The sequence below is a fragment of the Desulfuromonas svalbardensis genome (genome assembly GCF_055389415.1).
In genome coordinates this window covers 3,225,786-3,237,500 of the sequence record NZ_AP042416.1, presented here as the reverse complement: position 1 = coordinate 3,237,500, position 11,715 = coordinate 3,225,786, and the positions used below count along the sequence as shown (strand labels likewise).

Annotated in this window: 9 protein-coding genes and 1 rRNA gene; 1 reads left to right on the top strand and 9 read right to left on the bottom strand. The window is 44.9% G+C overall.

Translation table 11 applies throughout. The features are described 5' to 3' along the window. Nucleotides 1–14: 14 nt before the first annotated feature. Nucleotides 15–131 (top strand): 5S ribosomal RNA (rrf, locus tag ACZ5KY_RS14445). 59 nt (nucleotides 132–190) lie between these two features. On the opposite strand, the gene ACZ5KY_RS14440 is transcribed toward rrf, so the two are convergent. The 9 genes from ACZ5KY_RS14440 to ruvC all read right to left on the bottom strand — a co-directional run bounded on the left by ACZ5KY_RS14440 (nucleotide 191) and on the right by ruvC (nucleotide 11,713). Continuing rightward, nucleotides 191–1,552, bottom strand: a complete 1,362-nt coding sequence (locus tag ACZ5KY_RS14440; RefSeq protein ID WP_464244599.1) for a sigma-54-dependent transcriptional regulator — start codon at nucleotides 1,550–1,552, stop codon at nucleotides 191–193. 12 nt (nucleotides 1,553–1,564) lie between these two features. Continuing rightward, nucleotides 1,565–3,808, bottom strand: a complete 2,244-nt coding sequence (locus ACZ5KY_RS14435) for a sensor histidine kinase (protein WP_464244598.1) — start codon at nucleotides 3,806–3,808, stop codon at nucleotides 1,565–1,567. Nucleotides 3,809–3,936: 128 nt separating this feature from the next. Further along, a complete protein-coding gene (lpxC, locus tag ACZ5KY_RS14430) occupies nucleotides 3,937–4,863 on the bottom strand; it encodes a UDP-3-O-acyl-N-acetylglucosamine deacetylase (protein ID WP_464244597.1) in 927 nt (308 codons plus the stop codon). Between the two features lie 206 nt (nucleotides 4,864–5,069). After that, on the bottom strand, nucleotides 5,070–6,761 hold the full coding sequence (locus tag ACZ5KY_RS14425) for an ABC1 kinase family protein (RefSeq protein WP_464244596.1): 1,692 nt from the start codon (nucleotides 6,759–6,761) through the stop codon (nucleotides 5,070–5,072). Between the two features lie 9 nt (nucleotides 6,762–6,770). Further along, entirely contained in the window at nucleotides 6,771–7,070 is a 300-nt protein-coding gene (locus ACZ5KY_RS14420) for a phasin family protein (protein WP_464244595.1), read from the bottom strand. Between the two features lie 100 nt (nucleotides 7,071–7,170). Then, nucleotides 7,171–9,513, bottom strand: coding sequence for a hypothetical protein (locus tag ACZ5KY_RS14415; RefSeq protein ID WP_464244594.1), 2,343 nt, complete (start codon nucleotides 9,511–9,513; stop codon nucleotides 7,171–7,173). Between the two features lie 3 nt (nucleotides 9,514–9,516). Then, nucleotides 9,517–10,563, bottom strand: coding sequence for a Holliday junction branch migration DNA helicase RuvB (gene ruvB, locus ACZ5KY_RS14410; protein WP_464244593.1), 1,047 nt, complete (start codon nucleotides 10,561–10,563; stop codon nucleotides 9,517–9,519). 20 nt (nucleotides 10,564–10,583) lie between these two features. Next, complete coding sequence (gene ruvA, locus ACZ5KY_RS14405) at nucleotides 10,584–11,186, bottom strand: Holliday junction branch migration protein RuvA (protein ID WP_464244592.1); 603 nt, start codon at nucleotides 11,184–11,186, stop codon at nucleotides 10,584–10,586. Continuing rightward, on the bottom strand, nucleotides 11,183–11,713 hold the full coding sequence (ruvC, locus tag ACZ5KY_RS14400) for a crossover junction endodeoxyribonuclease RuvC (protein ID WP_464244591.1): 531 nt from the start codon (nucleotides 11,711–11,713) through the stop codon (nucleotides 11,183–11,185). The genes ruvA and ruvC overlap by 4 nt, the downstream gene beginning before the upstream one ends. Nucleotides 11,714–11,715: the final 2 nt, after the last annotated feature.

Genomic DNA, 11,715 nt, shown 5'->3' with positions numbered 1-11,715 from the left:
ATAGTTAACCACTTTTCGGTGGCTATAGCGCAGAGGCTACACCTGTTCCCATCCCGAACACAGAAGTTAAGCTCTGTTGCGCCAATGATACTGCATGGGAGACTGTGTGGGAAAGTAGGTCGCCGCCGAATTTTTATATAAAAAAGGGACTCACATATGTGGGTCCCTTTTTTTGTTCTAAAAAATATTGTTACTTGTCGATATCGATACCATATGCCTTAATCTTGCGATGTAAATTTGATCGTTCTATTGAGATTGATTCCGCTGTCTTGGTAACATTCCAATCATTTTCGGCAAGTTTAGAGCGAATAAACTCACATTCAAACATATCCTTGGCTTCTTTATAATTGTTGGTGTTGACTGCCGCAAAGGGTAAGGGATCTTTATTCTGAAAGTTTTTGATCTCAGTTGGCAGTGTTTTCTCATTGATGAGTTGACCAGGTGTCATAATCACAAGTCGTTCTAATAAATTTTTTAGTTCTCGAACGTTTCCTGGCCATTGATAGTTTGTCATAATTTCAAGAGCATTGTCAGTGATGTTTTTGATCTCTGTGCTCTCTTTTTCACAATAAGATTTGATGAAATGTTTTGCTAAAATGGGGATGTCTTGTGTTCTTTCACGCAGTGCGGGAACTTGAAATGGTAAGACGTTAAGCCGATAAAAGAGATCCTGCCTAAAGTTACCAGATTTGATTTCGTCCTCTAAATTTTTATTTGTTGCTGCAATGACACGAACATCAACCTCAATTGTTTTGTGTCCACCAATTCGTTCAAATTTATGTTCCTGAAGTATGCGTAACACTTTAGCTTGTGTCTTTAGGCTCATGTCACCTATTTCATCGAGAAACAGGGTTCCCTCGTGAGCGAGGTCGAACTTACCTTTACGCTTACTTGTTGCACCGGTGAATGATCCTTTTTCATGGCCAAAAAGTTCAGATTCGATGAGGTCTTCTGGTATCGCAGCACAATTGACTTCAATAAAGGGTTTGTCGTGTCGTTTTGATAGTTTGTGAATTGAGTGTGCAACCAGTTCCTTACCCGTCCCATTCTCACCAGTAATAAGAACCCATCCCGATGTTGGTGCCGCTATTGAGATTTGTTGTTTTAGTTCTTGAATGACCGGGCTAGAGCCAATGATATTGTAATCACGTGAAATTTTCGCTTTGAGCGTTTTATTCTCTTCAACTAACTGATTTACTTTTAATCCGTTATGGATGCAGACAAGTAGTTTCTCAAGTGACAGTGGCTTCTCAATAAAGTCATAAGCGCCGAGCTTCGTTGCTATGACCGCAGTTTCAATCGTGGCATGTCCACTCATCATAATGATTTGAAGGTCGCTGTAGAGGCTGCGCAGCTCCTTGAGTGTGTCAATGCCGTCCATTCCGGGCATCCAGATGTCGAGTAAGATGAGATCAGGTTTTTCATCTTTCACCGCGTCTATCGCTTCTTGGCCGTCTTTTGCCAGACGTGTTTGGAATCCTTCATCTTGCAGGATGCCAGTAATACTCTCTCTAATGCTTTTTTCGTCATCTACAATCAGAATCTGTTTCATGGTTTCTCCGTATTATACTTTTTCAATGGTTCTGATTGGCAACTCAATGATGATTTCAGTGCCTTGTGGGTGATGATCTTTGACACGAATATAGCCATTATGGTCAGATATAATTGTGGCAACAATAGCCAATCCTAGCCCTGTTCCCGTTTTTTTTGTTGAGAAATAGGGCTCAAATAACCGTGGCTTATCGACATCGGGAATGCCACAGCCGTTGTCACTGATTGTTAAGGTTATCATTTGTAATGGTGAAACCATTTTTGTCTTCAGCTTAATTTCGTGCGGTGTCACCGTATCTTCGACCGCATGAATAGCATTGTCGAGAAGATTGATGATTACTCGTTTAATCTGTTCCTGATCTAATTCAAGTTGGTGTAAATCCTCTGCTGGGTCAAAGTCAAAATTAATGTTTTTATGTCCCTCTTGAAAAAGAACAAGTGTCTCTGCAATGATATGATTTAGGTCTTGAGGGGTTGGATTACTCGCTGGCATACGGGCAAAATTTGAAAATTCATTTACGAGGTTCTTGAGATCATCTACTTGGGTAATGATCATGCGAGTGCATTCGTCAAACACATCATCTTCTTTGGAAAACCGATCTAAATAACGGCGTCTAAGACGCTGTGCTGAAAGTTGTACTGGTGTCAGCGGGTTTTTAATTTCATGAGCGATTCGTCGAGCGACTTCTCGCCATGCAGCCATACGCTGGGTTTTTAATTGCTGCGTTAGGTCGTCGAAGACGATAACCGTCCCCATAAACTGATTGTTCTCATCAAGAAGACTAGTGATGTTGAGTAGTAAGGTGAGTTGTTGTCCTTGTATGCTTAAGGAAATTTGACGACGGATTGAGTCCTTGTTTGAACGCAGTAATTCACCTAGAAACCCTTTAATGATCTGTAATTGTTTCGATGTGACAACCGTTTGATAGTTTTTAGCTAACACACGATTTGCACGAATCTTAAGGATTGTTTCAGCTGACTTATTGATTGTAGTAATAATGCCATCGTTATCGAGAGAGATAACGCCAGCGGTTACATTTTTAAGGACAATTTCCATATAGCGTCGTCGTTGATCAAGTTCAATATTTGAATCCTGCAAGTCATCAAGGGCATCCTTGATTCTCATTTTCTCCTGACGGAGCTCCCCTGTCATTTTATCAAATGCGTCGATGAGAATACCGATTTCGTCATCACTCGGAGCGGGTAAGATGACGTCTAAATTATCTGTGCCAATTTTTTTTGTGGCGATTACCAGTTCCTGTAGCGGCACGGTAATACTTCGCGCCAGGCGAAAGCCAAACCACGTAGCAAGGAAAATGATCATTAGGGCGATCAAAAGTAATATTGCAATATAGCCTTGTTTGATCTTTCCCTTAAGTTGTTGCGCCTCTTTGTATTGTTGGTACGATGAGGAGATCTCCTGCATCTTACTGACGAGAGAATAGGGGACATGGTAATTTACCACGACCACTCCCACAATGTCATTGGGGTTCCAATTAGACATGATTGGCACAACACCACGGATTAAATCAGCTTTTCCCGTTGGCGTTATTCGGGTAAAGCGTTCACCTTGTAAGGCATCATGGATCGCATCAGAGCTTGGATTGGTGAATTCAGCTAGCGGAACATTGGGATTTGAAACCCGAACAAGCTCTTCATGGGTTGAAGAAAATACTTCAACAATACCGAGATTGTATTCTTTTTGTTTGTCCGATATCAGCTGGCGTAAGTTGTCAAGTTCGCTCTCGTTAAGTAATTTGTCGTTTTGGATTCGCGTTGCAAGTTGATCTGCATAGTAAAGAGCATTTTCTGCAGAATTCTTGTAATAGGTCTGCGCAACAGCCAGCGATTCGGTCAGTGAACTCTCAATTTCAGAGCTAAACCAGTTATCGATAGAATTTGTAATAAACGCTGCTGAAGCAAAAAAAAGTAACATGGTTGGAATGAGAGAGAGTAGGACAAAGGTTAAAACAAGTTTGGAGCGTAAGCGCGCACCAGGGATATTCTTTTTACGTTCAATAATCAGTTTAAACAAATTCCTGATAATTAGAAAAAGGAAGAGGATGATCAGGAGGATGTTGATATTGATCAGTGCCAACACCAGTAGGTTGTTGGATAGTTGAACTTGCTCTGCTTGTTTATAGATTTGATCTTCAAAAAACGGGAAGCCAAACATTAGGCCAACAATTACGAGGGTGAGCCCCCATTCCCGCCGACGCTTACGTGTTTCAGGATGTTGTTTGTGTGTTTCAGGCATAGGCACAATAACGGTAAAAGGTTAACGGATTCTCGGTATCATGGCATGGATTAAATTCAGGTGCAACGTCAATAAAAAAGGCAGCCAAAGGCTGCCTTTTTTTTAAATAATATGGTTGCCATAAGCTGTTAATCTGCCCAAGCAAGATCCGTTTGAATACTCGGAGCAGGAAGCTTAAGGGCTTCTTGCAGGTCGGCATCAGAAAATTCAACAATGCGCCAGTTCTCAGGGGTAGCGAGAATCTTTTCGACCATTTTGTGGTTCACATCGTGGCCACCTTTGTATGACTTGATATGACCTAAGATCGAAAAGCCAAGTAGGCTGAAATCGCCAATAGTGTCAAGGATTTTATGGCGAACAAACTCATCCGAGTAACGTAAACCCTCGGGGTTCATGATGCAATCCTTACCAATAACAATTGCATTGTCGAGTGAACCGCCACGCGCTAAGCCGATTGATTTTAAGTATTCGACCTCTTCCATGAAACCAAATGTGCGCGCTGACGCAACCTCTTGGCACAGGGACTCTGGGGTCAAATTAACCGATTTATGTTGCTGACGGATGCAGGGGTGATCGAATGAGAGATCAAAGCTGATTTTGAAAAAACGTGATGGAATAATGCTGACACGTTTTTCACCTTCAACAAGATGAATTGGCTTGTTAATAACAAGAACTTTACGGCTACGATTAAGTCGAGTGACTCCTGTTTCTTGCAATGCTTTTATAAAGGGAGCAGCACTGCCGTCCATAATTGGAATTTCAGGGCCATCAATATAAACGTGCAGATTATCTATATGGCAGGCTGTTAATGCCGCCATGAAATGTTCAACAGTTGATACGCTTAAGTCACCTTTACCAATGACTGTAGCCATTTTGGTGTCAATAACATTGCTAGATAGCGCTTCAATGGATCGTGTGCGATCCCCATCGGTGCGATGAAAAATAACCCCTGTGCCGGCTGTAGCAGGGCGGAGTTTCATTGTAATGTTATCACCAGTATGGAGACCGATACCGCTAATTTTGGTTGGTTTGCTAATGGTGCATTGGCAAATCATAAAGAGACTACCTCATCAGTGTACGAGTAATTTGTTAGTTGTTGATGAGTGTTGCATGATCCGTGCCGTAGTTGCTTGTGGGGCAGGTGGCCGTTTTGTGGTGGTTTTTTGTTTAGACGTGTCAGCGGCAGGGGTGGGGTGTTGCAAATTTGTTGTGGTATAAATGACACATCTACTCTTCTCGTGTGCCAAAAGTGGTTAATTCACTACAGTCGTCCTGAGCGCAGAATACCGATTGCAAGCCACAGGCCGAGGGCCGCTGCAATGGTGTATCCGAGAAGTCCCAATGCAGGGATTCCGAAAATTTGTGGGCCACTTTCACTCTGCATGATCAAAGATGAACCAATAATCAGTGATCCAATGAGAAAGCTAAAGGAGAGTCTATTGCTCGATTTATCGAGATCGGTAATTAATTTATCAAGTCCTCGGTGTTCCAGATCAATCTTAAAATTATTGTTATTGATCCGATACATCAATTCTTTGATATCTCGCGGCAGCGTTTTAGCCACCTCACTATAAGCACGTAAGGTTTGTGTCAGCTCTTTTTGGATGCTTGAGCTAGTGAGGCGTTGCTTTAGTAGTTCCGCAACCGCGGGTTGAATCTGTTCGATCAGGTTAAAACTCGGATCAAGTTGTCGTCCGATCCCTTCAATAGTGATTAATGCTTTAGCTAAAAGCATTAAGTCCGTCGGGAATTTAATATGATGTTTTTTCATCATCACGATAAATTCGTTGATCAACTTGAGGCTATTGATTCGCTCAAGAGGGATTTGGTAATAGTCATCAATAAATTCTGAAAGATCTCGCTTTAAGGCGGCGATGTTAATCTCTTTTGATCGTTCACGTGACGATAACATTACCGAAATAAGTAGGTCGATGTCTCGTTTATAGAGGCCCAAGAGTAAATTGGCTAGCTGAAGTTTTAAATCTTCACCCAGATAGCCGATCATGCCCAAGTCGAGAAAGCAGATGGTGTTTTCAGGCAGCACAAGGATATTGCCTGGATGTGGGTCACCGTGGAATAAGCCATGGGAAAGCACTTGCTCTAAAAACGATTGTGCGCCAGTTTGAGCAATCTGCTTTAGGTCGTAGCCCGCACCCTTCAGGAGTTGTATTTCAGAGATTTTAATACCGTCGATAAACTCCATTGTTAAAATGGATTCGTTGCTGAAATCCCAAAAAATACGAGGGATATAGACGGAGTTGTTGTGCTCAAAATTGGTACGGAACCGGCTAAAGGTATGGCCTTCTTTGGTGAAATCAATTTCGCGGAAAATGGTTCGATTAAATTCCTGAACGATTTCCACTGGCGAGCAGATATCTTCAAAAAAGCCATGCTTTTCCAACAGTGACGCTAAGCCGTTAAGGATATCGATATCTGTTTCGATAATCTTTTCAATGCCAGGTCGGCGCACTTTAATGGCAACGGCTGTACCGTCATGGAGCCAGCCCTTGTGAACTTGGGCAATCGAGGCCGCGGCAACAGGTTCTGTGTCAAATTTTGCGAACAGGGAGTCGATGGGAGCACCCAATTCTTTTTCGATGTGCCGCTTGATCTCGCTGTGACTTATGGGCTGAACTGAATCTTGTAGCTTGTTCAGTTCGGCCAGATAATCGGGGGGGAGGATGTCAGGTCGTGATGAGAGCGTTTGTCCTAGCTTAATAAATGTTGGCCCAAGCTTTTCCATTGCCATGCGCAAGCGCACAGGAGTTGGTAGCCGCTCCAGTTGTTTTTTCTCAGGATTACGGCTAACGAGTTGACGGCCAATTTCCAAGTAGTAGTCCAAGTTGAGTTGCTCAACAATTTGATCAAACCCGTGCGTGACCAGAACGCCAAGGACTTCACGATAGCGCTTGAGTGAGCGTAGATTGCGGTTGATGTTAATGAGCGGCAACATCAGAGGTTTCTAGGGCTGTGCTAATTGAGCTTCGAGGGCTGCAATACGTTTTTCTAGTGTCGTAAATTCATCTTTGGAGACCAAGCCCACTCGATCACAAGCTTTTAGAACTTCTTCAGTCGCCTGTTTCTCAAGTTCACTTTGTCTCTCGGAGATGCTTTTTTTTAGTTTCTCGACCAAGCATTGTCCCTCTTCTTCGTTTAAATTGAAACGCTCCTTAAGCTCTGCAGTGAGTTCTTCGGCTTTTTTTTGAGTTAACGATGCCGCACCGAGGGCGGTTAATAATGTTTTTTCAATGACTTCAAGCATAATATTCTCCTCGAAAGGTGAAGGGTTGCTTAGATAATAGCATGTTGGGCGAAGGTTTCAAGGCCGATCTGTTTTGATTTAAGTACGTCAGCTACGCGTGCTAATCATTGATGTTGAATCGTTTTAAATATTTTTCAATCATGTTCCACGGTGGCAAGCTCAACTCTTTCCATAGTTTTCGAACCAGTCGGTTTGCCGTATCACTTTGGTGAAGGGCCGCATGACATTCACGCCAAATGATGGTGTGAATATCGTCAAGGTCGTTCAGGTAGCGTGTGACAATCGTGCTGCAGATGGTTCTATCATCGGGAAGGTTGATCTCCGCCTTGCCGTAGCTGGCCAATACAATCGCATGAGCTGTAAATTCGTTGGTGGCAGTGATCTCCGTATCGCCTCTCTGATTGCTTAGTTGATAGGTTCCCATGAATTCACTGGTGATTTCCCATGGCGAACCGTGGCGTGAATAATGGGAAAGTTCCGGCAGGTAGAACTCATAGAGGTAGTGAGTGGGAAACTCTGGCACACCTCTGACTTGAATTAATTGAATAATTTTATTCGCTAACGCTTTTTTATCCTCTTTCGCTTCGCGGTGCGACACTTGAATTCCTGCCACAGTTGGTGAATGATTGACTGAAGCAATTTCAATATCGAGAAGCCGTTCCAGTTCTGCATCAATACGTGGTAGGTGCTCAGAATTGTTATCAATGCCAAGATTTTCTAGCGCAGTAAGGATTGCATCACTCGGCAGGGGGATGCGTGGGACCCATTTTGAACGTTTTGCTCGATCAACTTTAGGCTGTAAGTGGTGGTTGTAGCATTGGCCTAAGCTAGAGTTCTTAAACTGTTCAATGCCGATCTCGTTGTGTTGAGTTGGTTTAGAGTCAAACCGAACAAGGTTTTGCTGTAGTAACCGATAGGGAACCTCGGGAAGAAACAGGGTTAATGCCAGTTGCTCAGGCTCAAGTTGACGCAGTTTTGACCACGCCATTCTCCGCAGTACCTCACCGTTGAAACGTGTTTCAACGCTGTTGTCAGACCCCTTGCTTAGCGACAGGTGGACAACTTGAGGGGTTAGTTGACTTATTTCATGGAGAGTGAAGTGCTCTTGAAGTAATTCAACAATGATGTCACTAAACGGACTGGAAAGCATGCTAGATGGCAACTGAATGCTGAGTTGATTGCCCGCTTTCATGATCCCTAGTAGGTAGCAAAAATGATAGACCCACGTTGGTGTCGAACGGCGAAACTCAAAAGTATGGCTTGGCCACACCAGTCGCAAGTGGGTTAAGAAACTGTTGCGCTGTTGTGTTGCTGGTGTTGTCACGTTGGACAAGCAGGCTTTTATTTTTAACGGTAGTTGTTGCGGACCGTCTGCGTGTTGCCGCGGTTGCAACTGAAACAGCTCGGTGTAGTGATTCTGCCCCGTTGGGCAGTCCATTAATCTTCGCAGCAGGTGCTTGAGGGCTAAGCGGGCGGGTTGATCTACCTCAATGAGTTGCTCGGTCTTGCAGGGTACAGTGTTGCAAAATAACAGCATGTTGTAATCGTTGGCTTCGGCGTCATTGTCCACATCTAGACACAGGGAGCTATACTGAAGTAGCTGGTTTAAAACGTGGATTGCTCGGTGGCTATTGTTGAAAATAGAAACCTGATCGAGACGACGTAGCAAATGGTGAAAAAGGACCGCGCTGTTTTCATCAAGGGTTGGTTCGTTCTTTACTGGCTTTAAGTCGCTCAGCGATTGTTCGGCTAGTTCACTGGATAGATAACCCAGCGCATGATCGAGATCTTCTGGTGGTAGATTGTACGGAATTTTCTCGAAATACAGCAACGTTAATAGCCGTGCCATTGACATGGAAAGTTTTTCTTGCGCCTGAACTTCAAAAGAGGGCAGATGTTTCGCATGCAATTCGGGATTGCGGCGAAAGTGCTCACTCAATAACGGTAACGCTCGATTGTGGGCGCCGATACACAGATTGGTTAAGTGCCAGAATGAAAGTTGTTCTGGCGGGCACAGACCAAGTACGGCAAGGGTGCGAAACTCATCCATTAATTGAATAAGAGAGTCTTCAAATCGATCAATGCGATCATCGCCTGTGTTTTTTGGCGGCTGAATTTGAGTGTGGATGGACTGATCGGCCACACTCCAAACTGAAATATTTTGAGCTGTCCATGTGGCAAAATAGCGAATGCCGAGCGCTTGGGAGCAGGCTTGTGCCGCTGCCATATCAAAGGTCTCATCGTCGGGGAATAAAACAAACCCGCCAGCAACAAAACTGTCTTGGTTAATCCACAATACGAGGTCTGGCGATTGCACTCCGCTACTGGTGATAATTGTTGGACTGATCTCGGTCTTGCGAAAGGGCGATCTTCCTTTCGCGATATAGTCCTGTGCCCAGTGGGAGATCTGCTGCAAAAAGCAGTTACGGGTTACACTTTCCATAATTTAAGGTGTCTGCTCATTGGTGGTATTGTGGTTAAGCATGTCGCTTTGACTCAGTGGCTTTGAACGGTGAAAGTGTTGATATGCCAGATCTGTGGCCGTGCGCCCACGAGGGGTGCGGTTGATATAGCCCTGCTGGAGAAGAAACGGCTCAATCACCTCTTCAATGGTATCTTTTTCTTCACCGATGGCCGCCGCAAGTGTGTCGAGACCAACGGGACCACCACCAAATTTATCAATAATGGTTCGTAGCATCAGGCAGTCCATCTGGTCAAAGCCGCAGTGGTCCACCTCAAGGCGCGTTAGTGCCGTGTCGGCAACGGTTTGTGAAATGGTGCCGTCATTTTCAATTTGAGCAAAGTCGCGCACACGGCGGAGTAAGCGGTTGGCAATGCGCGGAGTGCCACGACTACGGCGGGCGATCTCAATGGCACCATCGCTATTAATCGGCACATTGAGGATACTAGAGCTGCGTTCAACAATGACCGCTAATTGGTCATGATTGTAAAATTGTAGTCGACTGATCACCCCAAATCGGTCACGTAGCGGCGACGAGAGGAGTCCCGCCCGAGTGGTGGCACCAACAAGGGTGAAACGAGGGATGTCGAGTTTAATTGTTCGTGCCGAAGGGCCTTGGCCAATCATGATGTCAATTTGAAAATCTTCCATCGCTGGATAGAGGATCTCTTCAACGACGGGGGAGAGGCGGTGTATTTCATCAATAAACAGCACGTCTCCCTCTTCAAGGTTCGTTAAAATCGCAGCAAGGTCGCCCGGTTTTTCGATCACTGGACCCGATGTACTTTTGATGCTGACGCCCATTTCGTTGGCGATAATGTTCGCGAGTGTGGTTTTCCCCAGGCCAGGAGGGCCATAGAAAAGCACATGGTCAAGGGCTTCACCGCGGTTGAGGGCGGCCTGAATAAAGATACTCAGGTTTTCCTTAGCCTTCTGTTGACCAATGTATTCTGCAAGGGTGCGTGGTCGCAGGGGGTTGTCAAAGTGGCTATCGTCGTCGCTGATTTCGGGGGTGATAAGGCGTTCTGACATGGTCGTTATCTCGTCTCGGTTTAGCGAATAAGAAGTTTAAGGGCCGCTTTAAGAACGGTTTCCATTGTGTCGTCAGTGCCAATAGTAATTTTAGAAATCGCTGCGCAAGCCTGTTTCTCTTTGTAGCCGAGGTTCATCAGAGCCGAGAGGGTGTCGTCATTGATGTCGATGGGGGCGGAGTTTCTTCGGCTGTCATCAGCTTGAGCAGGATCAATCGCTGACAGTTTGCGAATTTTTTCCCGCAATTCAAGGATTAACCGTTCCGCCGTTTTTTTGCCAATGCCGGGTAACGTCGCCAAACGTTTTGCATCTTCGTTAACGAGCGCATCGCGTAGGTCGAGACACGACATGTGAGATAAAATATTGAGTGCCACCTTTGGCCCGATTCCCGAAATAGTGAGCAGCAGAATAAACATCTCCTTCTCAATTGGAGTCAGAAAACCAAATAATAGCAGCGCATCTTCACGAACATGAGTGTGGATATGTAAGGTAGCGACACCCTCGTCAGGGAGGCTATAAAAACTCGACAATGGAACCGCTACCTGATAACCAACGCCATTGACATCGACAATGATCTGTTCCGTTGTTTTGCTGGCAATCTTTCCCGTGAGCAGTGCAATCATTTTTGCATCCTTTTTTCCTGTTTCTTTTGGGCTGAGATCGCTTTTTCTAGGCGGTTGGTAAGGTGAAAACTGTTGGCGTGGCAGATGGCAACGGCCAAGGCATCTGATGCATCCTCCTGAGCAATTTCAGGGAGCTTCATCAGTGCCTTCACCATTTGTTGAACTTGGTTTTTTGCCGCCTTGCCGTAGCCAACCACGGCACTTTTAACCTGTAGCGCTGTGTATTCAGAAACATCTAGGTCGGCACTCACGCAGGCTACAATCGCTGCACCACGCGCTTGGCCCAGCTTAAGTGCCGATTGGGCATTCTTAGCCATAAAAACCTGCTCAATGGCCACCACATCAGGTTGATAACGCTCAATCACCTCAACCAGTCCAGCGTGGATAATTTTCAAGCGCTGCGGCAGCTCATCCTTGCTGTTGGTGTGTATGGCACCATTGTCAACGTGCAACAAACGGTTGCCATTCTTATCAATCAGGCCGTAACCAGTCGTTCGGCTGCCTGGGTCAATACCAAGAATTCGCATTA

Coding starts and splice junctions, on each gene's coding strand:
- ruvA (WP_464244592.1), bottom strand. CDS start 11,186: ATGATTGCACTGCTCACGGGAAAGATTGCCAGCAAAACAACGGAACAG.
- ACZ5KY_RS14440 (WP_464244599.1), bottom strand. CDS start 1,552: ATGAAACAGATTCTGATTGTAGATGACGAAAAAAGCATTAGAGAGAGT.
- ACZ5KY_RS14435 (WP_464244598.1), bottom strand. CDS start 3,808: ATGCCTGAAACACACAAACAACATCCTGAAACACGTAAGCGTCGGCGG.
- lpxC (WP_464244597.1), bottom strand. CDS start 4,863: ATGATTTGCCAATGCACCATTAGCAAACCAACCAAAATTAGCGGTATC.
- ruvC (WP_464244591.1), bottom strand. CDS start 11,713: ATGCGAATTCTTGGTATTGACCCAGGCAGCCGAACGACTGGTTACGGC.
- ACZ5KY_RS14415 (WP_464244594.1), bottom strand. CDS start 9,513: ATGGAAAGTGTAACCCGTAACTGCTTTTTGCAGCAGATCTCCCACTGG.
- ruvB (WP_464244593.1), bottom strand. CDS start 10,563: ATGTCAGAACGCCTTATCACCCCCGAAATCAGCGACGACGATAGCCAC.
- ACZ5KY_RS14425 (WP_464244596.1), bottom strand. CDS start 6,761: ATGTTGCCGCTCATTAACATCAACCGCAATCTACGCTCACTCAAGCGC.
- ACZ5KY_RS14420 (WP_464244595.1), bottom strand. CDS start 7,070: ATGCTTGAAGTCATTGAAAAAACATTATTAACCGCCCTCGGTGCGGCA.